General features: G+C 65.5%; 21 protein-coding genes. 9 read left to right on the top strand and 12 right to left on the bottom strand.

Translation table 11 applies throughout. The features are described from left to right. Positions 1 to 41: 41 nt before the first annotated feature. The 6 genes from SAS01S_RS03200 to SAS01S_RS03175 form a co-directional block, all read right to left on the bottom strand. A complete protein-coding gene (locus SAS01S_RS03200) occupies positions 42 to 566 on the bottom strand; it encodes a gamma carbonic anhydrase family protein (protein WP_066804668.1) in 525 nt (174 codons plus the stop codon). Between the two features lie 22 nt (positions 567 to 588). After that, positions 589 to 1,797, bottom strand: a complete 1,209-nt coding sequence (locus SAS01S_RS03195; RefSeq protein WP_066804666.1) for a TetR/AcrR family transcriptional regulator — start codon at positions 1,795 to 1,797, stop codon at positions 589 to 591. Between the two features lie 79 nt (positions 1,798 to 1,876). Continuing rightward, positions 1,877 to 2,629, bottom strand: coding sequence for a 3'(2'),5'-bisphosphate nucleotidase CysQ (locus tag SAS01S_RS03190; RefSeq protein WP_066804664.1), 753 nt, complete (start codon positions 2,627 to 2,629; stop codon positions 1,877 to 1,879). Continuing rightward, on the bottom strand, positions 2,626 to 4,545 hold the full coding sequence (cysN, locus tag SAS01S_RS03185) for a sulfate adenylyltransferase subunit CysN (RefSeq protein WP_066804663.1): 1,920 nt from the start codon (positions 4,543 to 4,545) through the stop codon (positions 2,626 to 2,628). Before cysN ends, SAS01S_RS03190 begins: the two co-directional genes overlap by 4 nt. Before the next feature lie 123 nt (positions 4,546 to 4,668). Then, positions 4,669 to 5,613: a sulfate adenylyltransferase subunit CysD gene (gene cysD / locus SAS01S_RS03180; protein WP_066804661.1), complete on the bottom strand. Its 945-nt coding sequence runs from the start codon at positions 5,611 to 5,613 to the stop codon at positions 4,669 to 4,671. Between the two features lie 316 nt (positions 5,614 to 5,929). Continuing rightward, entirely contained in the window at positions 5,930 to 7,315 is a 1,386-nt protein-coding gene (locus tag SAS01S_RS03175; protein ID WP_066804660.1) for an RNB domain-containing ribonuclease, read from the bottom strand. Between the two features lie 127 nt (positions 7,316 to 7,442). On the opposite strand from SAS01S_RS03175, the gene SAS01S_RS03170 reads away from it, so the two are divergent. The 8 genes from SAS01S_RS03170 to SAS01S_RS03135 all read left to right on the top strand — a co-directional run bounded on the left by SAS01S_RS03170 (position 7,443) and on the right by SAS01S_RS03135 (position 16,129). Then, complete coding sequence (locus SAS01S_RS03170; RefSeq protein ID WP_066804658.1) at positions 7,443 to 8,330, top strand: LysR family transcriptional regulator; 888 nt, start codon at positions 7,443 to 7,445, stop codon at positions 8,328 to 8,330. 69 nt (positions 8,331 to 8,399) lie between these two features. Next, positions 8,400 to 8,906, top strand: a complete 507-nt coding sequence (locus SAS01S_RS03165; RefSeq protein ID WP_281179305.1) for a formate dehydrogenase subunit gamma — start codon at positions 8,400 to 8,402, stop codon at positions 8,904 to 8,906. Further along, positions 8,903 to 10,459, top strand: coding sequence for an NADH-ubiquinone oxidoreductase-F iron-sulfur binding region domain-containing protein (locus SAS01S_RS03160; RefSeq protein ID WP_066804657.1), 1,557 nt, complete (start codon positions 8,903 to 8,905; stop codon positions 10,457 to 10,459). The genes SAS01S_RS03165 and SAS01S_RS03160 overlap by 4 nt, the downstream gene beginning before the upstream one ends. A gap of 5 nt (positions 10,460 to 10,464) precedes the next feature. After that, positions 10,465 to 13,311, top strand: coding sequence for a formate dehydrogenase subunit alpha (fdhF, locus tag SAS01S_RS03155; protein ID WP_066804655.1), 2,847 nt, complete (start codon positions 10,465 to 10,467; stop codon positions 13,309 to 13,311). Positions 13,312 to 13,321: 10 nt separating this feature from the next. Then, positions 13,322 to 13,552, top strand: a complete 231-nt coding sequence (locus SAS01S_RS03150) for a formate dehydrogenase subunit delta (protein ID WP_066804653.1) — start codon at positions 13,322 to 13,324, stop codon at positions 13,550 to 13,552. An 8-nt stretch (positions 13,553 to 13,560) separates the two neighbouring features. Next, positions 13,561 to 14,361 carry a formate dehydrogenase accessory sulfurtransferase FdhD gene (gene fdhD / locus SAS01S_RS03145; protein WP_066804701.1) on the top strand — a complete coding sequence of 267 codons (801 nt, stop codon included), beginning with the start codon at positions 13,561 to 13,563 and terminating at the stop codon, positions 14,359 to 14,361. After that, entirely contained in the window at positions 14,358 to 14,900 is a 543-nt protein-coding gene (gene mobA, locus SAS01S_RS03140; RefSeq protein WP_066804651.1) for a molybdenum cofactor guanylyltransferase, read from the top strand. Before fdhD ends, mobA begins: the two co-directional genes overlap by 4 nt. Continuing rightward, positions 14,897 to 16,129, top strand: a complete 1,233-nt coding sequence (locus SAS01S_RS03135) for a molybdopterin molybdotransferase MoeA (protein WP_066804649.1) — start codon at positions 14,897 to 14,899, stop codon at positions 16,127 to 16,129. Before mobA ends, SAS01S_RS03135 begins: the two co-directional genes overlap by 4 nt. Before the next feature lie 34 nt (positions 16,130 to 16,163). On the opposite strand, the gene SAS01S_RS03130 is transcribed toward SAS01S_RS03135, so the two are convergent. Next, positions 16,164 to 16,628, bottom strand: coding sequence for a Saro_0803 family transcriptional regulator (locus tag SAS01S_RS03130; protein ID WP_066804699.1), 465 nt, complete (start codon positions 16,626 to 16,628; stop codon positions 16,164 to 16,166). Positions 16,629 to 16,732: 104 nt separating this feature from the next. Between SAS01S_RS03130 and SAS01S_RS03125 the strand changes: the two genes are divergently transcribed. Further along, the gene (locus SAS01S_RS03125) at positions 16,733 to 18,208 is read left to right on the top strand and encodes a lignostilbene-alpha,beta-dioxygenase (protein WP_066804646.1); all 1,476 of its coding nucleotides are present in this window, start codon (positions 16,733 to 16,735) and stop codon (positions 18,206 to 18,208) included. A gap of 47 nt (positions 18,209 to 18,255) precedes the next feature. Here SAS01S_RS03125 and SAS01S_RS03120 read toward each other — a convergent pair whose 3' ends face one another. Genes SAS01S_RS03120 through SAS01S_RS03100 form a run of 5 tightly spaced genes read right to left on the bottom strand, consistent with a single transcriptional unit; the run spans position 18,256 to position 24,667 of the window. Next, positions 18,256 to 19,869, bottom strand: coding sequence for an MFS transporter (locus SAS01S_RS03120; protein ID WP_066804644.1), 1,614 nt, complete (start codon positions 19,867 to 19,869; stop codon positions 18,256 to 18,258). Beyond that, positions 19,866 to 20,921 carry an amidohydrolase family protein gene (locus SAS01S_RS03115; protein WP_066804643.1) on the bottom strand — a complete coding sequence of 352 codons (1,056 nt, stop codon included), beginning with the start codon at positions 20,919 to 20,921 and terminating at the stop codon, positions 19,866 to 19,868. Before SAS01S_RS03115 ends, SAS01S_RS03120 begins: the two co-directional genes overlap by 4 nt. A gap of 54 nt (positions 20,922 to 20,975) precedes the next feature. After that, a complete protein-coding gene (locus tag SAS01S_RS03110; RefSeq protein WP_066804697.1) occupies positions 20,976 to 22,403 on the bottom strand; it encodes an NAD-dependent succinate-semialdehyde dehydrogenase in 1,428 nt (475 codons plus the stop codon). Between the two features lie 34 nt (positions 22,404 to 22,437). Next, positions 22,438 to 23,196 (bottom strand): nuclear transport factor 2 family protein, encoded by a 759-nt coding sequence (locus SAS01S_RS03105; protein WP_066804642.1) that lies wholly within the window; start codon positions 23,194 to 23,196, stop codon positions 22,438 to 22,440. A gap of 55 nt (positions 23,197 to 23,251) precedes the next feature. Then, entirely contained in the window at positions 23,252 to 24,667 is a 1,416-nt protein-coding gene (locus tag SAS01S_RS03100; RefSeq protein WP_066804639.1) for an MFS transporter, read from the bottom strand. Positions 24,668 to 24,705: the final 38 nt, after the last annotated feature.

The raw sequence follows: 24,705 nt of genomic DNA, 5'->3' as shown, positions 1-24,705 counted from the left end.
AAGGCCGGGGTGACGGTCGTGAGTGTGGGCGAGGGCGGCCCTCAATCGATCCGCTTCAGCCCCTTGGCGAAGCGATGCGCGTTGGCGATATAATGCTCCGCCGACGCCTTCAGGAACGCGCGCTTGTCGGGGTCGAGCGTCTTGATCGCGCGCGCCGGCGAGCCGACGATCAGGCTGCCGGCCTCGAACGTCTTGCCCTCGGTGACCAATGCATTGGCGCCGATCACGCATTCGTCCCCGATCACTGCCTGGTTGAGGACGGTCGCTCCCATCCCAACCAAGACCCGGTTCCCGACCGTGCAGCCGTGTAGAATAGCATGGTGGCCGATCGTGCAATCCTCACCGATCGTCAGCGGCACGCCATAATCGGAGTGCAGCATCGTCCCGTCCTGCACGTTGCTGCCGCTGCCAACCGTGATAAGCGAGGTGTCGCCGCGGATCACGGTGCCGAACCACACGCCGACATTGTCGCCCAGCACGACCTCGCCGACGACATGCGCGTCGGGGGCGATCCACACGCCGCTGCCGATGACCGGGACTTTCCCGTCGAGTTCGTAGAGGGGCACTCGGTTTCTCCTCGCGAGCCGACTAGGATGGGAAGATGCCGGAACGCAAGGCTGCGGAGAATTGCGCCACGGCGTCGTCCAGCGATTGCTGTCCGGCCCAACGCCGCAGCGATGCGGCGGCGTCGATCGCGGCCATGATCGAATGCCCGGCAATCTCCGGATCGATCGCGCGGATCGATCCGTCGGCGACGCCGTCGGCGATCGTCCCGGCAATGTGCCGCGTGACGCGGTCGGTCCGCTGCAACATGTGTTCGCGCAGGTCGATCGGCAGCGCCTGGTAGGCGCTGGTGCGCAGCAACGGGCTGTCGGCGGCGAATTGCAGGGCAACCAGGCTCGACACCATAATCGCTAGGCGTTCGCCTTCGTTATTGCCGGCGGCGTCGGCGCGAGACTGGGCAGCGTCGAGCAAGGCATAGCTGCGGTCGAAACAGGCGACGACCAGATCGTCCTTATTCTCGAGGTGATGATAGAAGCTGCCGGTCGACACGCCGAGTTCGGCGGCGATCTTTTCGACGCTCGCGCCGACATAACCTTCGCGGTTGATCAGGTTGGTCGCGGCATGGAGGAAACGCGTCTGCGCGTCGCCGCTGCCCGGTGGTGCGAGCGGCGCAATGTTAACCGGCCACGCGCCAGCCGACCCGAGACCGCGATCGAGGATGTCGAACAACCGCGCTTCGGCCCGATCGAGATCGCGTTCGAGATAATGCGGCAACCAGGCCGGCAGCCAATGCACATTGTGGATCAGGATCGAACTGGCGATGAGCAGGCGCGATTCCGCCTCGGGGGCATCGCCGAGGTGGAAAAAGCCGCGGACTAGCCTCGCCATCTCGGTATAGAGCGCGTCGAGCGGCGCACGCGTTTCAGGGTCAAGCGCGCGCATGTCGGACAGTAGGGCGAGTTTCGTCGCGCCGGGCAGGCGCTGACGAAGATGCAGCTGGAACTGATCGTGCAGGAAAGCGCGGACGCGCGAACGGTGATCGGGCTCGTGTGCCGCCGCCGCGGCGCTGTCGCGCAGGCGCAGCAAGGTGCGCTCCAGGCATGCCGCCGCCAGCACGTCCTTGCGCTTGAAATAATAGGTCACGCTCGACGTATCGAGCCCCAGCGCTTTGGCGACTGCGGTCAATGTCATGCCACGCGTGCCGTGCACATTGATGAGGTGCGAAGCGACATCGAGAATCTCGCCGCGGCGCCGCGTGAAACGTGGCGTCTGGCGGGCGGGGTCGACGGTCATGCCACCACTATACTGGCTAGCCCAAGCGAGACAAATCGTCGCTGAAGGGCGGTCTCTGCTTGAGGCGCGGAATTTTCGATCAGTCGGCCACGGCCATCGTACGCAACGCTTCGGTCACCTGGACGAGCAACTCCTTGCGACAGATCAGCAAATCGGGGACCCAGGTCTCGGCGCAATTATAGACGAACGGCGATCCGTCGAGCCGCGTCGCGTGCAGTCCGGCGGCAAGCGCGACTGCAACCGGGGCGGCATTGTCCCATTCGTGCTGCCCGCCCGAATGGAGGTAGATGTCGGCGAGCCCGCGAACGACCGCCATCGCCTTGGCGCCCGCCGATCCCATCGGCACCAGCTCGGCGCCGATCGCTTCGGCCACCGCGATCGCCTCGGCCGCGGGGCGTGTGCGGCTGACTACCATGCGCGGCGGGTTATTGAGCGGCCGCAGGGCAGGGGGCGCATCCGACCGCAGTACCAGCCCGGCATCGGGCAATGCGACCACCCCTAGTTCGGGCTGGCCGTCGATGCAGAGCGCGACATGGACAGCCCAATCGTCGCGTTCCTCGCCATATTCGCGCGTGCCGTCGACCGGATCGATGATCCAGGTCCGCGACTTGCCGAGCCGGCTGCCGTCGCACTTGCGCTCTTCCGACAGCAGCCCGTCCTCGGGACGCTCGGTGGTGATGGCGTGGCACAGCAGTTCGTTGGCGGCGGCATCGCCGGCCTTGCCGAGTTCCTTCGAATCCCAGTCGCGCGACGCCCGGACTTCCTGCAGCAATTTGCCGGCCGCCGCAGCAATCTCCGCAGCAAAGTCGGCGTCGGCTTGCGTCCAGGTCACAGGTCGGGACTCCACACGCCCATGATATGTTCGACGATGCGCTCGGCGGCCGTTTCGGGCGTTTCGCGCGTCGTATCGACCAGGATGTCGGGCCGTTCGGGGCGTTCGTACGGGCTCGAAATGCCGGTGAAGTTGCGGATCTCTCCAGCCCGGGCCTTCTTGTAGAGGCCCTTGATGTCGCGCGCCTCGGCGACTTCGAGCGGCGTGTCGACGAAGATCTCGACGAAATCGCCCTCGGGCAGCATCGCGCGGATCATGTCGCGTTCGGCGCGGAACGGCGAGATGAACGCGGTCAGCACGATCAGCCCGGCGTCGGTCATCAGCTTGGCGACCTCGCCGACCCGGCGGATATTCTCGATGCGGTCGGCATCGGTGAAGCCGAGATCCTTATTGAGCCCATGACGGACATTGTCGCCGTCGAGCAGATAGGAATGCCGTCCGAGCGCGTAGAGCTTCTTTTCGACCAGATTGGCGATGGTCGATTTGCCCGAGCCTGACAGACCGGTGAACCACAATACCTTGGGTTCCTGGCCCTTCTGCTGGGCGTGCGCTTCCCGCGTGATGTCGACCGATTGCCAATGCACATCGCGCGCCCGGCGCAGCGCGAAGTGCAGCATGCCGGCCGCAACCGTCGCGTTGGTCAGCTTGTCGATCAGGATGAACCCGCCGAGCTCGCGGCTATCGCCATAGGGTTCGAACACCAACGGCTTGTCGGTGACCAGGTTGGCGACGCCGATCGCGTTCAGGTAGAGCGTCTTGGTCGCGATCTGCTCGAGCGTATTGACGTTGATCTGGTATTTCGGCTGGTGGATTTTTGCGCTGACGGTCTGGGTCCCGAGCTTCAGCCAATAGCCGCGTCCTGGGAGCAATTCCTCGTCGGCCATCCAGACGATCGTCGCTTCGAACTGGTCCGCCGATTGCGGCGGCGAATCCGCCGCGGCAATCACGTCGCCGCGCGAGCAATCGACCTCGTCCGCCAGGGTCAGCGTGACCGACTGGCCCGCGACCGCGACGTCGAGATCGCCGTCCAATGTCACGATCCGCTCGACTCGCGTCATTTTGCCCGAGGGCAAAATCCGCACCGCATCGCCCGGCGCGATCGTCCCTTCGGAAATCAGCCCGGCGAAACCGCGAAAATCGAGATTGGGGCGATTCACCCATTGCACCGCCATGCGGAATGGCTTGGCGCGGTCGGCATCGCCATCGAGCTCGACCGTGTCGAGATGCTCGATCAGCGTCGGGCCGGCATACCAGGGGGTATTGCCCGACAGCGTGGTGATGTTGTCGCCCTTGAACCCCGAGATCGGGATCGCCGTGAACGCCTCGATGCCGATACTGGTCGCGAAGTGGGCGTAATCGGCGACGATCGCATCGTAGGTCGCCTGATCATAGCCGACCAGGTCCATCTTGTTCACCGCCAGTACGATGTGACGAATGCCGATCAGATGCGCGAGATAGGAATGACGCCGCGTCTGGGTCAGCACGCCTTTGCGTGCGTCGATCAGGATCACGGCGAGGTCGGCGGTCGACGCTCCGGTCACCATGTTGCGGGTATATTGCTCGTGGCCCGGCGTATCGGCGACGATGAACTTGCGTTTCTCGGTCGCGAAGAAGCGATAGGCGACGTCGATCGTGATGCCCTGTTCGCGCTCTGCCGCGAGCCCGTCGACGAGGAGGGCGAAATCGATCTCCTGCCCCTGCGTGCCGACACGCTTGCTGTCGGCTTCGAGCTGGGCGAGCTGATCGTCGAAGATCATTCGGCTGTCGTAGAGCAAGCGCCCGATCAACGTGGACTTGCCGTCATCGACTGACCCGCAGGTGATGAAGCGCAGGAGCGTCTTGCGCTGATGCTGCTTGAGATAAGAATCGATGTCCTCGGCGATCAGCGCGTCTGGGCGGTAGGAGGTGTCGGTCATGTCTTTATTCCGTCGCCCCGGCGAAGGCCGGGGCCGCTGGCGATCGAAGGCTCACGCGTGAGGCGTGCGGCCCCGGCCTGCGCCGGGGTTGACGCTTCGTCACGCTGCGCATGACGTGGCGCGTCAAAAATACCCCTCCTGCTTCTTCTTTTCCATCCCCGCGCCACCGGCATCCCTGTCGATCGCGCGGCCCTGGCGTTCGGAGGTGGTGGTCAGCAGCATCTCCTGGATGATCTGCGGCAAGGTCGCCGCGTCGCTCTCGACCGCGCCGGTCAGCGGGTAGCAACCGAGCGTGCGGAAACGGATCGACCGTTCGACCGGCACCTCACCGGGGTTCAACCGAAAGCGATCGTCATCGACCATCAGGATCAGCCCGTCGCGCTCGATCGTCGGCCGCGGCGCGGAGAAATAGAGCGGGACGATCTCGATCCCCTCGAGATGGATGTACTGCCAGATGTCGAGTTCGGTCCAGTTCGACAGTGGAAAGATACGGATGCTTTCGCCCTTCGCCTTGTGCGCATTGTAGAGGTGCCAGAGCTCGGGCCGCTGGTTCTTTGGGTCCCAGCGATGCGAGGCCGAGCGGAACGAGAACACCCGCTCCTTGGCCCGGCTTTTCTCCTCGTCGCGCCGCGCGCCGCCGAACGCCGCGTCGAAGCCATGTTGGTCGAGCGCCTGCTTCAGTCCTTCGGTCTTCCACAGATCGGTGTGGAGTGCGCCATGATCGAACGGATTGATCCCGCGCGCCATCGCTTCGGGATTGTGATGGACGAGCAATTCCATCCCGGCCTCGCGCGCGGCACGATCGCGCAGCGCGTACATGTCGCGGAACTTCCAGGTCGTATCGACATGGAGCAACGGGAAGGGCGGTGGCGCGGGATAGAAAGCCTTGCGCGCCAGATGCAGCATCACCGCGCTGTCCTTGCCGACCGAATAGAGCATCACCGGGCGCTCGGCCTCGGCCACCACTTCGCGCAGGATATGGATGCTCTCCGCCTCCAGCCGCTGCAAATGGGTGAGCGTCGCAGGCTCGGTCGCCTCGGAAGTCTGGGCCAACGGCCGGGTCGCCATGCTTTACCTTTCGGGGCGCAGCCTAACTGCCTGCGCCGGAAATGCACTAATTTCGAGAGCGCTACATAGGGATAGTGCGCCGCAGGCATAACTGCGCTTTCTTTAGCGCCGGAAAGGGTCAGTTGAGTCTGGCGGAGCCGCTTTCCGGCGCACCTTCGTGGCTTCGTGGCTTTGTGCGAGTCAAATCGATCCGATCAACCGAGTAGGTTGGGAAGATTGGTTCGCACAAAGGCACGAAGCCACGAAGAAGGAATGAGGTTCGTTTCGCGCAACGGGCGCGTGTTTTAGGAGCCTCGCCAGGCGAGGCTGAGATGGGTCAACTGACCCGGGCGAAGGAGATCGCCCGGTGCTCGGGATCGGCGGTGGCCAGACGGACGCGGATCGTATCGCCGGGCTCGACGCCATGCGCGTCGACTCGTGCGACGACCGGCAGGTCGCTCAACTGGATGCGCGCGCCGCGATCGTCGAGGTCGGTTACGACTGCGCCGAAAATCTCGCCAATGCGATCCTTCAGCATCACCGCTTCGCCCATATCGATTACCGCGCGATCGATCTGGCCGCTGATCGCGTCGGCATGCGCCATCACGCTAGGGAGCTTCTCGAACGCTTGCACGACGACATCCGGCACCGACTGACCATTGGCGATCGCCAGTGTCGCGCGAACGACATAGCGGTCGGCGAGGCGGCGCAGTGGGGCAGTCGCCTGGGCATAAGTCGCCGCCATGGGCGCGTGCCACGGCACGACGCCGTCACGATAGGGCTGGTACGAGGCGCCACCGCCCGCGCGCCGGATCGCGAGCATGAATGCGGCCTGGCGCGGATCGTTGGGATCGAGGCCTTTCTCGTAGTCCTTGAGCGCGACAGCGGCGGGCCAATCGAGTTTGAGCGCGCGGGCAGTGTTGCGCAGGCGGAGGATCGCGCGATCGTCCGGTGCGGGCATCACGCGGAACAGGCCGGTGTGATGGGCCTGGAGCGCGTCTGCTATCGCCAGATTGGTCGCGAGCGACATGGCGGCATTGCGGTCTTCGGCTTCCAGCCGCGGGCGGAAATGGAGTTCGAACGTGCCGTCGGCTTGCTCGGACACCTCCTGTTGGGGCGGATCGACGCGTGAGGCGCCGCGCGCATCCTCGGCGGCGGTGATGCGGCGCGCGAGTTCGGCGAAATCGGACGGCAGGTCGCTGTCGCGAACGCTGTCATAAGCCAGCTTGGCGCGGCTGCGGATCACTGCACGTTCGGCGCCGTCGAGTTTCACCGCGCCATCGGGCGCGACGCGGACCGAAAAGATGATCGCGGGGCGGGGTCCATCGGGCAACAGGCTTGCGGCGCCTTCGGCCAGCACCGGCGGATACAGGCCGGCCTTGCCGTCGGGCAGATAGAGCGTCGTGCCGCGCGCCCAGGCTTCGACGTCGATCGCGCCGCCATCGTCGACGAACCAAGCGACGTCGGCGATCGCGTAGCGCAACAGCAGGTCGCTGCCGGCCGCTTCGATCGCGAACGCCTGATCAAGATCGGTCGAAGTCGCCGGGTCGAGCGTGACGAACGGTACGGCGGTGCGATCGACATGCTCGGTGGGGACGCGTTTCGCGGCCGCGTCGGCCGCGGCGAGGACGTTTGGTGGGAAAGCGGCGGGAACCTTGAATTGGCTGCGGACCGTGGCGAGTCCCTGGGCAAGCGCATTGGACGGATCGACGAGTGTTTTCATCGCCAACCGGTATAGCGGTCGGTCGAGGCTGGAGAAGCCCTGACGCAGCACAGACCGCAAGCGAGGCAGGGGAGTGCGACAGTCTGCGCCGGTTGACACCCGCCGTCGCGAGGTAAATCGATACGGGGTGAATCTCAGATTACTCGAATATTTCGTCGCGGTCGCACGCGAACGGCATTTCGCCCGCGCGGCGGCGGCGTGCAACGTGTCGCAGCCGACCTTGTCGGCCGGCATCGCCGCGCTGGAGGAACAGCTCGGGCGGCGGCTGATCCAGCGCGATCGGCGCTTCACCGGGCTGACCGACGAGGGGCGTGCGGCGCTGCCATGGGCGCAACAGGCCATCGCGATGATCGAAGGCCTCGAACATGCCGCCGAGCTGGCGCACGGACCGCTCACCGGCACGCTGCGCCTCGGCGTCATCCCGGCGGCGATGCCGGTAGTCGGGCAATTCGCCCGAGCGCTCGCGGAAGACCATGCGGGTCTGGTGCTGAGCGTGCGCTCGCTGACCTCGCGCGAGATCGAGCGAGGCCTCGCCGCATTCGAACTTGATGCGGGGATCACTTATCTCGATCATGAGCCGCCGACCTCGGTACTCGCCGCGCCGCTCTATGCGGAACGGGCGATGTTCCTCTGTCACCGCGACAGACTCGACGATTGCGCCGGGATCGGCTGGGGCACGGCACTTTCCTTCCCGCTTTGCCTGCTTCACGAAGGCATGCAGAACCGGCGCATTCTCGACGATCATCTTTCGCGCAAAGGACTGGCCGTGCGGCCGTCGGCGACCGCGGACAGCTATGTCGCCTTGCTGGCGATGGTCGAGGCGGGGCCGTTCGCGACGATCGTTCCGGATACCTATGCCGACATCATCCCCGGCGGCGGCTGGGCCAGGATCGTCCCGTTCGACGACCCGCTTCCGCCGAGCCGCATCGGCCTGATCGTGCTCGATCGCGCGCCGATCGGTCCGCTGGCCAGTGCCGCGCTCGCGACCGCCCGATCGCTGACGGTCCTGCCGTGATAGAGATTTTCTATCGAAATCAAGGATTGTCGATTTGACTTGGCGCTGGCTCGGGCTCCTAATCTTCCGGTGAGCGCAACACGGAATGACAGGTCGATCGTCGGCGATGCGACCCATGCTAACGATTATGCCGCAGCCGTTGCGCGCCGGGTCGAGAATCTCGGCGACGAACAGAGCGCGCTAATGCCGCTACTCCACGCGCTGCAGGAGGAATTCGGCTATATCGACGACCTGATGGTGCCGGCAATCGCGTCGGCGCTCAACATCAGCCGTGCCGATGTTCACGGCGTGGTGACCTTCTACCACGATTTCCGCCGGCAGCCTGCCGGCCGGCATCGGGTGCAATTGTGCCGCGCCGAGGCTTGTCAGGCGCGTGGCGCGGCGGCGATCGAACGTCTCGCAAGCGAGCGGTTGGACCTGCGGATGGGCGAGACCAGCGCGGATGGACGGGTGACGCTCGACGCCGTCTATTGTCTGGGGCTTTGTGCGACCGGACCCAACGCGATGATCGACGACGTTCCGGTGTCGCGGCTCGATCCGACGACGCTCGATCGCCTGCTCGGCGACTTACGATGACGCGCGTCTATGTCAGCAAGGATATGGCGGCCATCGCGCTCGGCGCCGATGCGGTGGCCCAGGCTCTGTCGGACGCCGGCGCGCAGGTCGTGCGGACGGGCAGCCGCGGGCTGTTTCGGCTGGAGCCGCTGGTCGAGGTGGAGACGCCGGAGGGCAGGGTCGGATTCGGACCGGTCGCGGCCGCCGATGCCGCCCTGGTGCTCGACGGCAGCCATCCCGCGCGGCTGGGTGACGTGTCCGCCATGTCGTTCTTCGCGCGGCAGCAGCGGTTCACCTTCGCCCACTGCGGCGTGATCGACCCGTTGAGCCTGGATGACTATGAGGCCCATGGCGGCTGGCGCGGGCTTACGGCCGCGCGCGCGCTGCCGCCGCAAGCGGCGATCGACGCGGTCAAGGCGAGCGGCCTGCGCGGGCGCGGCGGTGCCGGCTTTCCGACCGGGATCAAATGGCAGACGGTCCATGATGCCTCGGCGCCGCTGAAATATGTCGTGTGCAACGCGGATGAGGGCGACAGCGGCACGTTCGCCGACCGCCTGCTAATGGAAGGCGACCCCTTCTGCCTGATCGAGGGCATGGCGATCGCCGGCCACGCGGTCGGCGCTGAGCGCGGCTATATCTATATCCGCTCCGAATATCCGTTCGCCATCCGCACGATGCGTGAGGCGATCGCTCGCGCGGCGGCGATCGTCGCGCCATTCATGCTTGAAGTTCGGGTGGGCGCCGGCGCCTATGTCTGCGGCGAGGAGACCGCCTTGCTCGACTCGATCGAAGGCAAGAGAGGCGAGGTGCGGGCCAAGCCGCCCTTGCCGGCGATCGCCGGCCTGTTCGGCCGCCCGACGGTGATCAACAACGTGCTGAGCCTGGCAGCCGTGCCGTTCATCCTGAGCGAAGGTGCTGATGCCTATGCCGCGATCGGGTTCGGCCGGTCGCGCGGCACCGTGCCGGTGCAGCTTGCCGGCAATGTCCGGAATGGCGGATTGTTCGAAGTCGGCTTCGGCATGACGCTCGGCGAATTAGTCATGGATATCGGTGGCGGCACCGACAGTGGCCGCCCGGTCAAGGCAGTGCAGGTCGGCGGCCCGCTCGGCGCCTATTTCCCGCCCTCGATGTTCGATCTGCCGTTCGATTATGAAGCGTTCGCCGCGGCCGGCGGGCTGATCGGCCATGCCGGCATCACGGTGTTCGACGACAGTGTCGATATGGCGCACATGGCGCGCTTCGCGATGGAATTCTGCGCGCATGAGAGTTGCGGCAAATGCACGCCATGCCGGATAGGATCGACGCGCGGGGTCGAGCTGATCGATCGGCTTATCACCGGCGAACGCCGTGGCGCCGACGCGGTCGAGCGGCTTCCCCAGATGCGCAATGTTGCCGGCGGCGCGCGGCCCGCCGAGCAGGAAATCGAGCTGCTGCGCGATTTGTGCGACACGATGAAGTTCGGATCCCTCTGCGCGCTTGGCGGGCTCACGCCTTATCCGGTGCTGAGCGCGCTCGATCATTTCCCGCAGGATTTCGGTGCGGGCGCACCCATATCCTCGGCGGCGGCGGAGTAGCGATCATGGCATGGATCGGCGAACGTGATCTCGGCACCAAGGCGGTTTCGGCGGCAATGTCGGCGACGGTGACGCTCAGGATCGACGGGCAGAACCTAGCCGTGCCCGAGGGGACGTCGATCATGCGCGCCGCGGCGCTGGCTGGCACCGATATCCCCAAATTGTGCGCGACCGATACGCTCGAAGCGTTCGGCTCGTGCCGGCTATGTCTGGTCGAGATCGATGGCCGCAACGGCTATCCCGCGTCGTGCACCACGCCGGTCGCGGACGGGATGGTCGTACGGACCCAGACCGATCGCCTGGCCAAGCTGCGGCGCGGCGTGATGGAGCTCTACATCTCCGACCACCCGCTCGATTGCCTGACCTGCTCGGCCAATGGCGATTGCGAATTGCAGGACCAGGCCGGCGCGGTGGGGCTGCGCGACGTCCGCTATGGCTATGAGGGCCTCAACCACCTCGCCGCCGACAAGGACGAGAGCAATCCGTATTTCACTTTCGACCCGGCCAAATGCATCGTCTGCTCGCGCTGCGTGCGCGCCTGCGACGAGATCCAGGGGACGTTCGCGCTGACGATCGAGGGCAGCGGCTTCGGCTCCAAGGTCGTGGCAAGCCAGAACGACAGCTTTCTGGACTCGGACTGCGTGTCGTGCGGCGCCTGCGTCCAGGCCTGTCCGACCTCGGCGCTGATCGAGAAATCGGTGATTGCCCAGGGAACGCCCGACAAGGCGGTCATCACGACCTGCGCCTATTGCGGGGTCGGCTGCACCTTCCGGGCGGAAATGCGCGGTGAGCAACTGGTCCGCATGGTGCCGTGGAAGGACGGCAAGGCCAATCGCGGTCATAGCTGCGTCAAGGGGCGGTTCGCCTGGGGCTATGCCAATCACCGCGACCGGATTTTGAAGCCGATGATCCGCGCATCGGTCGAGGAGCCGTGGCGCGAAGTGTCGTGGGATGAAGCGATCGCCTATACTGCCGGCGAATTCCGCCGCATCCAGGCCAAATACGGCAAGGACAGCGTCGGCGGCATCACGTCGAGCCGCTGCACCAACGAAGAGACGTTCCTGGTCCAGAAGCTGATCCGCCAGGGGTTCGGCAACAACAACGTCGATACCTGCGCACGCGTTTGTCATTCTCCGACCGGCTATGGCCTCAAGACGACGTTCGGCACCTCGGCCGGGACGCAGGATTTCGACAGCGTCGCGCATGCCGATGTCATCATGGTGATCGGGGCCAATCCGACCGACGGCCATCCGGTGTTCGCCAGCCGGATGAAGCAGCGGTTGCGCGAGGGCGCGAAGCTGATCGTGATCGACCCGCGGCGTACCGACATCGTCCGCACGCCGCATATCGCCGCGACTTACCACTTGCCGTTGCGTCCCGGCACCAATGTCGCGGTGCTGACGGCGATCGCGCATGTCGTCGTGACCGAGGGGCTTGCCGACGAGGCCTTTGTCCGCGAGCGGTGCGACTGGAGCGAGTTCGAGGATTGGGCGGCGTTCGTCGCGCAGCCCCAGCGCTCGCCCGAAGCGACCGAAGCGTTGACCGGCGTGCCGGCCGCCGACCTGCGCGCCGCCGCGCGGCTGTTCGCGATCGGCGGGAATGGTGCGATCTATTATGGCCTGGGGGTCACTGAGCACAGCCAGGGATCGTCGACCGTCATGGCAATCGCCAATCTGGCGATGGCGACCGGCAACATCGGGCGCGAAGGCGTCGGCGTGAACCCGCTGCGGGGGCAGAACAATGTCCAGGGCGCGTGCGACATGGGCAGCTTTCCGCACGAATATTCGGGCTATCGCCACGTTTCCGACCCCGCGACACGGGCGATGTTCGAACAAGCCTGGGGTGTCACGCTCGACGCAGAGCCGGGCCTGCGCATTCCCAACATGCTCGACGCCGCGACCGACGGGACGTTCAAGGCGCTGTTCATCCAGGGCGAGGACATCCTGCAATCGGATCCGAATACGCACCACGTCGCGGCGGGTCTGGCGGCGATGGAATGCGTCGTGGTGCAGGACCTATTTCTCAACGAAACTGCCAATTACGCGCACGTCTTCCTGCCGGGATCGACCTTTCTCGAGAAGGACGGCACCTTCACCAATGCCGAACGCCGGATCCAGCGCGTGCGCAAGGTGATGGAACCGCTCAACGGCTATGGCGATTGGGAAATCGTCCAGCTCGTGGCGAAGGCGATCGGGCTCGATTGGAGTTATGCCCATCCGTCCGAGATCATGGACGAGATCGCCGCTTTGACGCCGACCTTCGCCACCGTGAACTACGACGCGCTCGACCGGCTGGGATCGCTGCAATGGCCGGCGACCGAGGCCGCCCCCGACGGCACGCCGACCATGCATGTCGACCAGTTCGTGCGCGGCAAGGGGCATTTCGTCGTCACCGATTATATCCCGACCGACGAGAAGACCGGGCCGCGTTTCCCGCTGTTGCTGACGACCGGCCGCATCCTCAGCCAATACAATGTCGGCGCCCAGACGCGCCGCACCGACAATATCGCCTGGCATCCCGAGGATCGGCTCGAAATCCATCCGCACGACGCCGAGAATCGCGGCATGCGGGACGGCGACTGGGTCAGTCTGCGCAGCCGGGCGGGGGAGACGACGTTGCGCGCCTTGATCACCGAACGCGTCGCGCCGGGCGTGGTCTATACGACCTTCCACCATCCCGCGACCCAGGCCAACGTCATCACCACCGACTATTCGGACTGGGCGACCAATTGTCCGGAATACAAGGTCACGGCCGTTCAGGTGGCGATATCGAACGGACCGAGCGACTGGCAGCAGAGCTATCAGGCGCAAGCCGAGCGCTCGCGCCGCGTCCTTCCCGAAGCGGCCGAGTGAGGCGCCGGCGATGTCGACCGTCGACCACCTCGTCTACATGGCCAACCAGATCGCGCGCGAACTGGCCAGCCAATGTCCTGACCGCCCGGTGGCGGCGACCCGGGATCATCTCCGCCAATTCTGGGATCCCCGGATGCGCCAGGCGATCGTCGCCTATCTCGACGGCGGCGGTGAGCATCTGAGCGAAATCGCAAGAGGTGCGGTTGCGATGCTGCACGAGACTGCGGAACGGGCCGGTTGACTGCGACGTTGCCTGATCTTTCCCGCACGGTCGGCGTTTCCGCCAGGCGATTTCGACGCCACGCCGCCGACGGCACGGGCGCCGACGAGGTCGAGCGGGCAGTGGCGATCGAGCGGCCGCTGGCACTCGAATTCAACGGCATCGGCTATGCCGTGATGATGGCGACGCCGCTCGATATCGAGGATTTCGTCGTCGGGTTTGCCCTGAGCGAACGGCTGATCGACCAGGTCGGGCAGATCGAGGCGATCGACATTCATATTACGCCCAGCGGCGACGTGGTCCGCGCATCGCTCGCACCGTCGCGCGCCGAGGCATTGGTCGAGCGAGCGCGACATCGCGTGTCGGAATCGTCTTGCGGCCTGTGCGGTATCGAAAATCTCGACCAGGCGATCCGGCCATTGCCCAGGGTCGAAACGGTTTCGCGCGCCGCGCCCGAACACATATTCGCCGCGCTGGCCGGATTGCGCGCCCGCCAGCCGCTCCATGAGCAGACCGGCGCGGTCCATGCCGCCGCCTTGTGCGACGCAAGAGGCGCCATCATCGAGGTCCGCGAGGATGTCGGCCGCCACAATGCCTTCGACAAGCTGATCGGCGCGATGGCGCGATCCGGCCGGAGCTGGGACGACGGATTCGCCTTGCTGTCGTCACGCTGCTCCTACGAGCTGGTCGAAAAGGCAGTGCTCGCGCGATGTCCGATGCTGGTGACGATTTCGGCGCCGACCGATCTCGCTCTGGCGCGCGCGGCCGATGCCGGGCTCCGCCTCGTCGTTCTTGCGCGCAGCGACGCATTGCTCGAACAGACGCTGTGACCCGGCTACTCGGCGTCATTCTCGCCGGTGGGCAGGCGCGGCGGTTCGGTGGCGACAAGGCGCTCGCGACGCTCGCCGGGACGGCCCTGCTCGACCATGCCGCCAATGCATTGCGACCGGTTGTCGAGGAGATCGCGGTCGTCGGACGCGATAGCCCGACCTACGTCTCGATAGCGGATTGGCCGGCGGCCGGCCTCGGTCCGCTCGGCGGATTGTGCGGCGCGTTGCGTCATGCCCGGGATCGCCATTTCGATGCGGTCCTATCGCTCCCTTGCGACACGCCCTCGCTTCCCGTCGGCCTGCTCGGCGATCTCGCCAGGCGCAGCGTGGCGAGCTTCGTCGCTGATACGCCCGTGATCGGACTATGGCCTTGCAAATTGGCGGACGCGCTGAGCGACTATCTCGACCGCGGTGGTAACCTGGCGGTGAGGGTTTGGGCGAAGGAGATCGGCGCCGAGGCGGTCGACGGCTGGCCGCCTATCCCGAATGTCAATCGGCCCGACGATCTGGCACTGCTGCGTGGTATGTCGGGACCATGAATCGCATCGATTTCGCGGCGGCGCTGGCCTGTATCGAGAATGCCACCCCGAGTCTGCCGGTCGAACCCGTGGCGATTGGCGCGGCGCTGGGTCGGATCATCGTTGCGGATGTCGTGGCGCAAGCCGATTATCCGCGGTTCGATTGTTCGGCGATGGACGGGTTCGCGGTCGTGGCCGCCGATGTCGCCAATGCATCGCCTGAACGGTCAGTTCGCCTGGATCTGGTCGGCGAAAGCCGGGCTGGTGCGGCGGCGACTTTGGTGTCGGCGCCGGGCGCCTGCGCGATCAGTACAGGCGCGCCGATAACCCCGCCATTCGACGCTGTGGTCGCCAAAGAGCGCGTCGTGCGAGAGCGATCGACCGTCCTGCTGACCGAGCCGGTCGGCCTCGGGCGGAATATCCGGCGCCGGGGCGAAGACGCGCGGCAAGGCGATGTCGTCGCCACTCGCGGCCAGTTGGTTACGCCTGAAGTGATCGGCGCATTATGCTGTTATGGCGTGCCCGAGATCGACGCGATCCGGCTACCACGCGTGGTCGTGCTGACGACCGGCGATGAATTGCGGCGGGCGAGCGGGACCAGCGACCATTTCGTCCACGATTCGAACGGACCGATGATCGCCGCGATGATGCAACAAGCCGGCCTTGCGCCGCAGCTCGTCACGCCGGCACGCGACGATCCCGAGGCAATGGCGACGAGCATCGAGCAGGCCATGGCCGCGGCGCCGGACCTGATCATCTCGACCGGCGGGATATCGGTCGGCGATCATGATCAGGTGCCCGCCGCCCTGCAGGCCTTAGGCGCGAGGATCCACTTTCGCGGCGTGGCGATGCGTCCCGGCAAGCCGGTACTCTTCGCCACCTTGCCCAATGGCGGCCTGTATTTCGGATTGCCGGGAAATCCGGTGGCCGCCGCGGTGGGTGCGCGCTTCTTCGTGATCGCCGCGATCCGCGCCATGCTTGGCCTGCGGCGTGAGCGCGGCGTCGTCGTCGCGATGAACGATCAGGCCGGGACGGACAGTGTCGGTACCCGGATTCTCAAGGCACGATGGCAACCCGGCCCGCCGCCGACCGTCACCCTCGCGGCCGATCAGCGCTCGCATACGATGCGGCCGTTATTGGATTGCAACAGCTGGGTCGTGCGCTCGGCCGGTCCGAACGGCGATCCCGTCTGGATCTGTTTCGCGATGACCCCGCGCTTTGCCGACGATCAGGAAACCGGCGGTTCGTAGATCGAGCGTTTCCGGAACAGAGGAGCCATTCCCTTCACTCGTGTATCCGCCGCAACAACTCGATCAGCATCGCCGTCTCGCCCGGCGTGAAGCGGTTCTTCAGCCATTGCTCGTGCTCCAGGATACACGCGCGCGCCGCGATCAGGCCATCATGGCCGGCATCGGTCAGCTTGAGCGTCTGGCGACGGCGGTCGTCGGGGGAGGGGCCGCGAACCACGAAGCCGCGCTTCTGCAAACGATTGATGATCGCCATCACGGTCGCGCGGTCCATTTGCAGCCGCCGGCCGATATCCGCCTGGGCGATGCCGGGATGATCGTCGATCAGCCAGAGCACCGACACCTGTTTCTGGGTCAGGCCCAGGTCGCTGAACGTCTCGGTGAAATGGCGGTACACGGCGCCATAGGCCAGGCGGATGTGAAACCCGACGATCTGGTCGATGCCGCCGATATCCCCATCGTCTGAAGGGAGGGCGTTTTTGGCGGGAAACGATCTCAACATAGCGCCAGCGTGGCCCTCGGGGGTGTTCAGGTCAACCATCGCGGATTGAAAATAATGTTTGCTTTGCATACAATGCCGCACAGATAACAGAGAGAGGATCGGCCGTGACGCATTTTCCCGACACGCCGTCGTTCACCGGGTTCAACACGCCCTCGCGGGTCGAGGCGGATATCGCCGATCTCGACGTGAAGGGCGCGGTTCCGGTCGAGCTCGACGGCGCCTTTTATCGCGTCCAGCCCGATCCCCAATTCGCGCCGCGCCTGGGCGACGACATCGCCTTCAACGGCGACGGCATGATCACGATGTTCCGTTTCCATGGCGGCCGGGTCGATTTCCGCCAGCGCTGGGCGAAGACCGATAAATGGCGATTGGAAAATGAAGCGGGGCGCGGCTTGTTCGGTGCCTATCGCAACCCGCTGACCGACGATGAGAGCGTCAAGGGCAAGATTCGCGGCACCGCCAACACCAACGCCTTCATCTATGGCGGCAAGCTCTACGCGCTGAAGGAGGACAGCCCGGCTTTGGTGATGGACCCGGCGACGCTCGAGACCGAGGGCTATACCTGGTTCAACGGCGCGATGACCGGGCAGACCTTCACCGCGCATCCCAAAGTCGATCCCGCAACCGGCGACATGATCGCGTTCGGCTATGCCGCCAAGGGCGTGCTGACGCGCGACATGACCTATTATGTCGTGTCGCCCGACGGCGAGCTGAAACAGGAATTGTGGTTCGAGCTGCCTTATTACGCGATGATGCACGATTTCGCGATCACGCCCGATTACGCGCTGTTCCACGTCGTGCCCTCGACCTCGAATTGGGAGCGGCTCGAACAGGGCCTGCCGCATTTCGGTTTCGATACGACCTTGCCGGTCTATCTCGGCGTATTGCCGCGGCGGGCGGACGCGACGGCGGAGGACATACGCTGGTTCAAGCGCGACAATTGCTTCGCCAGCCATGTCATGAACGCGTTTCAGGACGGCACCAAAATCCATTTCGACACGCCCGAAGCTAAGAACAACATGTTCCCGTTCTTCCCCGACATCCACGGCGCGCCGTTCAATCCGATGGAAGCGGCGAGCTTCCTGACGCGCTGGACGGTCGACATGGCGAGCAACTCCGATACGTTCGAAAGCTTCGAGCGGCTGACCGGGATGATGGGCGAATTCCCCCGCATCGACGAACGCCGCACCGGGCTACCCTATCGCTATGGCTGGATGCTGGTGATCGATCCAACCAAGCCGGTCGCGCTCAAAGGCGGCAGCGCCGGGGGCATGATCATGAATACGCTCGGCTTGGTCGACCACGAGACCGGGCGTGAGCAGAAATGGTGGTGCGGCCCGGTCTCGTCGCTGCAGGAACCCTGCTTCATCCCGCGCGAGCCCGATGCCGCGGAAGGTGACGGCTGGATCGTCCAGGTCTGCAACCGGCTCGAAGAGCATCGCTCGGACCTGTTGCTGTTCGACGCTCTCGACATCGAAAAGGGACCGATCGCCGAAGTGCGCATCCCGATCCGGCTGCGCTTCGGGCTGCACGGCAATTGGGCGACCGCCGAGGAGATCGGGCTGGCCGAGGCGGCCTAGCCGAGAGCCATTCAGGGGGTCCCGCGGGAGCAGGAACCTGGGCCAGCCTAAACCTTCTCCCCCGCCGCACGCGTTCGGTCGAGCAGCGACGCCTGGTCGCGGTCGACGCGGAGCGCTAGGATCACCAGCATCACGACGATCGCCGGCGCGACCCAATTGACCGACAAGATCGCGGTGGCGAGGTCGCCATGCGTGGCGTCGCTGACCAATCCGACGGCATAGGGACCGATGCCGAGGCCAATGATCGTCATCGCGAACAGATAGATGCTCGAAGTGATCCCCCGCATCCGCGGCAGCACCTGGTCGTAGAGTACGGCATAAAGCGGCGGCATCCACATCGTCAGCACCAGGCTGTAGAACGTGAAGCGGAAGTAGAAGGCCCCCGCTGAGGGCGCGCGATAGACCCAGAAGGCGATCAGCGGCGACACGGCGAGCGCGAACAGGGTGACCCATACACGCTCGCGCGGCCGGCCGCCGCTTAGTCGGTCCGACAATGGCCCGGCGATCAGCGGCCCGATCACGCCGAGCGCCGCCGCGAGCAACCCGAACTGCAGCCCGGTCGCACCCGGCGACAGGTGATAGGTCTTCATCAGGAACGAGGGCGTGAAGCCCATCACGCCATAATTGACCACGCCCTGCAGCGCGCCGACCGCGATGCAAAGGATGACCGAAGGCGACGTCGCGATCGCCGCGAAGGCTGGCGGATCGTTGCGGCGCAACGACTGGAGCAGATTGGCGATGACGAAGATGCCGAAGCCGATCACGCTCCATTGCAGCACGTGCGGGCTGATTGCGACGCCGCCGAGGACCAGCGGCGGCCGGGGGGAAAAGGCTTCGGCCCAGCGGATCGCGGCGATCATGCCGGCCACGATCAGCACGAGGATGCCGGCATTGACCAGCCAGTCGCGCGTGGTCGCGCGGCGCCGCGCCAGCGCAACCCAATGGATTCCCGGCGTGATCGCGCCGAGCACGCCCAGACTGGCACCGAATGGATGGGGATCGCGCGGCGTCGCGATGCCGTCGACCGCGCCGCGCACGGGCTCGCGCACGCGCCACATCAAGGGCGCGATCAGCAGCCCCGGCAAGGCCGCGACCAGAAAGGCGAATTGCCAGCCGGCCAGGCCCAAGGGCGCGCCGCCGGTCGGGTAACGCCTGTGCCACCAATCGGCCGCGCCGCCGCCGATCACCAGCGAGCCGCCCAGTCCGATCGCGATCGCCGCCGCGAGGATGGCCATCACTGTGCCGCGGCGCCGACGCGGGAAATAATCGTAGAGCAGGCTGGTACCGGCCGGCTGCGACGCGGCCTCGCCGATGCCGACGCCCAGCCGCGACAGCATCAGGAGCAGGGAGCCGCCGGCGAACGCCGCCGTGCCGGTTGCGAGCGACCAGAACAGGATGGCGATCGCCAGCAGCCTGGTCCGAATCCAGCCATCCGCCAGCCGCCCCAGCGGCAGCGAGAACAGCGCGTAGAACAGGGCGAACACCGTGCCGTACAACAAGCCCATCTCGGCATCGCCGATCTTCAGGTCCGCCTTGATCGCCGGCGCCAGGATCGCGAGGATGTTGCGATCGAGCAGGCTGATCGCCTGGGTCGCGGCGACCAGGGCCAGCGCGTACCACGCGCCGGGCAGCGGCCGGCTCGCACCCGCTCCCGCGCTCATAGTCCGAACACGCGTTCGGCGTTGGTCTGCATGACCTTCTTCTTGGTAGCATCGGGAATATCGAGCAGGTCGTGCGCGCGGACCTCGTCGGCGACATATTCGTAAGGATAGTCCATTGCGTACATCACGCGATCCTCGCCCATCACCTCGAGCATCAGCTTGATCGCCGGCGGGAAGGGGAGGCCGCTGCTGGTCGCCAGCACGTTCTCGCGCAGGCAGGCGACCATACCTTTCTTGAGCGGCTTGAGCCGCTCGTACCGCTGCGAGGCGACGCCGGCTTTGTGCATGAAGTCGATGCGGTACAGCCAATAGGGGATTGCTTCGCCGCCATGGCCGACCGCGATCTGGAGGTCGGGATAGCGATCGAAGATTCCAGTGGTGATCAGCCGGAGCAGATGCATGCCGGTCTCCACCCCGAAGCCGAAGATCGCACCGTCGAGCCCGGCCTCGATCATCCCGCCGATCATCGCGTCGGGCAGCGTCTGGGGATGGATGTAGAGCGGCTGGCCGGTATCGGCGAGCGCGCGGAATATCGGGTCGAATTGCGGCTCGTCGAGATAATGGCCGTGGGTGTGGCTGTTGACCATCACGCCCTTGAAACCAAGCTCGTTCGCGCCGCGCCTGATCTCGGCTGCCGACCATTCGGGATCCTGCGGCGCGATCGAGGTCATGCCCACAAAACGCGTCGGATAGGCGGCACAGCGTTCGGCGAGATAATCGTTCGCGCGCGATACCATCGCCTTGGCTTCGTCGGTGTCGAGCAGAGGCTGGACCCCGGGCGAGGTGAGCGACAGGATCGCAACGTCGATCCCCGTCGCGTCCATGTCGGCAATCCTGCGCTCGCCGAGATCGAGCAGCCGCTCGATGATCAGCATCGCGCGCTCCGACGGCGACCGCGCATAGAAGCCCCATAACGACGTCATGCCCTTATCGGCGGTGCCGTCGCCTACCATGCGCAGATAGGCATCGATCTGCTCGCGGGTGGCAAAAGCTTCCTCGGTCGCGATGCGGAGATAGCCGCGGTCGCCTCCGGTGTTCAGCGCATGGGTCATGGGGTCGCTCCGTTTGCCACGAAAAGGAAAAGTTCAGGAATGCGGTCGCCGGGTTCAGCCCTCATGCACCGCTTTGGTCACCAGGCAGGCTTCGACGCCCTCGAGCCCGTCCTCGGCGCCATGGCCGGACCATTTGACTCCGCCAAAAGGCGCGTCGGCACCGCCGATCATCGTCGTGTTGATTCCAACCATCCCGCTTTCGATCTCGCGCGCGATCCGCCGCTGGCGTCCGGCGTCGCGCGTCCAGGCGTAAGCCGCGAGCCCGTAAGGCAGGCGGTTGGCCTCGGCGAGCATCGCCTCCTCGTTGGCGAACGGGTTGATCATCGCGACCGGGCCGAACGGCTCCTCGTTCATGACCGCGGCGTCGAGCGGAACGTCCGACAGCACGCTCGGCTGATGGAAGAAGCCGCGATTGCCGATCCGTCCGCCGCCGGCCAACAAGGTAGCGCCGCGTGCCGTCGCGTCGCCGATCAGCCGCTCCATCGCGTCGGTGCGCCGCGGATTGGCCATCGGCCCCATCTGGTTCGCGGGGTCGAGCCCGTCGCCGACAGCGATCCGTCCGGCGCGCTCGGCAAAGCCCGAACGAAACCGATCGTATACATCCTCCTGGACGATGAAGCGGGTGGGCGAGACGCAAACCTGGCCGGCGTTGCGATATTTGGCGGCGACCATTGTATCGAGCACCTGGTCGACATCGACGTCGTCGAACACGAGCACCGGGCCATGGCCGCCCAGCTCCATGGTGGTGCGCTTCATGTCGTCGGCGGCCAGCTTCACGAGATGCTTGCCGATCGCAGTCGAGCCGGTGAAGCTCAGCTTGCGGATGACAGGCGAGCCGAGCAGGTGCCGGGACACCTCGTCGGGCACGCCGAACACTGCCTGCGCCACCTCACCGGGCAGGCCGGCGTCGAGCAGACACTGCAGCACGCCGAGCGCCGAGGCCGGCGTTTCCTCAGCCGCTTTCAGAATCACCGAACATCCCGCCGCGATCGGTGCGCCCAGCTTGCGGCCTGGATTGCCGATCGGGAAATTCCATGGCGCGAACGCCGCGACCGGTCCGACCGGCTCGCGGCTGACCGTCGATCTTTGCCCGGCCGGACGAACCAGCGTGCGGCCGTAGAGGCGGAAAACCTCCCCAGCATAAAAGTTGAACAGGCCGACATTCATCAGCACTTCGACCTTGGCCTCGGCCAGAGTCTTGCCTTGCTCGAGCACTGCGACCCGGGCGAGCTCGTCCTGACGTTCGAGCATCAGCTGCGCCGCGCCTTGCAACACGGCGGCGCGTTCGTGCGGCGTCGAATGGCGCCAGCGGCGGAAACCGCGCGCGGCGGCGTCGAGCGCACGATCGAGATCGACCGGGTCCGCCAGCGGCAACGCGGCGAGCGTGTCGCCGGTCGCCGGGTTGACCACGTCGTGCGTCCGCCGCCCACCGCCGCGCACGCGCTCGCCGTCGATCACCATGCAGAGTTCGGGATAGGTCATCGGCATCCTGTGTTTTGGTGAGCGCTGATCGAGACTAGACCGCGGGCTCCGCGGTCCTCGCCTGCGCGCGGTCGATATCGCCCTGCCAGCGCTCGGCGACGATCTCCTTGCCGGTCACCGGATGCTTCATATGGAAAGGCACGACCTTGTGCGTCGGCCACAACCAGCTATCGGCGATCAGCTCGTCGGGGCCGGTCGGATCCTGAGGGAAAGTCTGGGTAGGGAAGGGGACATATTCGGGCCGGGTATTAGCCCAGCCGGTTTCGAAATCGGCATGCCATTGCGGCAGGTAATTGAGCACCTTGATGCGCCAGACGCCGTCGACCTTCTGATAGGTGTTCTCGTAGATTCCGCCTTCCCACCATTGGCGCGCGCCCATCATCGGGTTGCTTGGATCGGTATAATCCTTGTGCCGCCCGGCCTGCATCATCGAGCGCGCGCGGCCATAGGCGATCTCGCCACCCGGCTCGACGTCGATAATATCCTGGATCTGCGGGTGATCGAGTAGGAAGCCGTCGATCGGTCCGTTAGTGCCGTGGGTGAAGCGCTTCTGGAACCGCTCGACATAGAGCCGGCGGGCGCCTTCCTTGCCTCTCCAAACGCCGCCGAAGAACCGCACTTCGCCATCGTCGGCGAACAGGTCGACCGTCTCGTTGTAGAGGCATTTGTCGATCAGATAGCCATAGAGGTACTGGAGCTTGCGGATATCGAGCTCGTCCTCGCGCTGCAGCAGACGGCGGGACAATTGCTCGACGGTGGATTCGAGTTTCGCGATGCGATCGGCCTCGGACATCAATCTCTCCTAATTGTATGCTTTACGTACAATGTGCGCTGCCCGCGCGAGCGAGTCAACTTCCCGCCGCTTCCAGCCGCTCGACTTCCTCTCGATAGGGTTTGATGGCGCGCACCATGCACAAAGTGGCGATCGGCAGCAGGATCGACGCGGTCAGCACCAACGTCTTCCACAGCTCGGCCTCGTTCCCGATCACATAGTCCTGCACCAGGCCGACGACGAAACTACCCATCGCCCCGAAGAAGGTGAACATGAACAGGTAGATCGCAGTGACCTGTCCGCGCATCGCATTGGGCGCGACACGCTGGATCGCGGCGTTCTGCGGAACCGCGCCGGCAATACCGAACATCGCGCCGACGCTCATCACGCCGAGCGACAGATAGCCGTTGGGCATTAGCGGCGACAGGATCGAACAAATCGTCACGCCGCCGAACAGGATCGCCGCGGCACGGACATTGGCATCCTTGTGGCGCTTGGCCAGCCATTCGACCAGGACGCCGCCGAGCACCAGCCCGGCCAGCGAGGCGATCAGGATCATGCCGCCCATCACCGCGCCGATCTGGCGTTCATCCCAGCCGAAGGTGCGGATCATGAACGGGACTCGCCAGAATTGAAGCCCGAAAACTTCTACAGCGCTCAATGCAAGCCCGGCGAACAAAGGATAATAGACCCGGCCGCGAGCATGGATCGCGCGGATCGCGTCGAGCCCGGTAAAGGTCAGGAGGCGGCGGCCGAGCGAAGCGTCGCGCGGCGGCTGTGGCGCGTCGGGCGCGGGCGCGAGGCGGGGCGGTTCCTTCACCGTCAGGAACAGCAAAGCAACCAGCAAGCCGGGCAGGCCGACCCAGATCATGATCCATTGCCAGGCGAAGATCCGGAGGCCGCCAAATTCGGTCGGCGCCCAATGCGCGGTCATCGCGATCAGCATCCCGCCGACGATCGGCCCCAATGTGGTGCCGCCGATGAAGCCGAACTGGAGCAAGGCGAAGGCGCGAGTCAGCTTGCGCGGCGGAAAGGCGTCGGCCAGCAGCGAATAGGAAGCCGGGGCATGCGCCGATCCGCCCGCCGCGAGGAAGACGCGCGAGCCGACGAACTGGAAGAAATTCTGCGCCAGGCCGCCCAGCGCAATGATCGAGCCGATCACCGCCACGCCGCCCGCCAGCACGTATTTGCGCGGATAGATATCGGCGAGCCGCGCCAGCGGAATGCCGACGAACAAATAGCAGATGATGCTGGCCGGGCCGCCCAAGAAGCCGAGCTGGGCATCGCTCAACCCGAAATCGGTCTTGATCCGCTGCGCCAGCATGCCGAACACGACTTGATCGAAAAAGGTCAGGAACGTCGCCAGCACGATCACCGTGAGCGCCCAATAAGCGCGCGGCGACGAGGGCCAGATGCGCGAGGGATGCGGCGCGGCTTCCGCTTCCCGTTCGCCGGTCGTCATGTCCGCCGCCGTCGCGATCCCAATCGCCATGGGCATTCCTCTCACCGTCACGTGGGCCGCTTGCGGGC

The organism is Sphingomonas asaccharolytica NBRC 15499, assembly GCF_001598355.1.
Lineage (GTDB): Bacteria > Pseudomonadota > Alphaproteobacteria > Sphingomonadales > Sphingomonadaceae > Sphingomonas > Sphingomonas asaccharolytica.
This window is presented reverse-complemented; position numbering and strand designations above follow the sequence as displayed.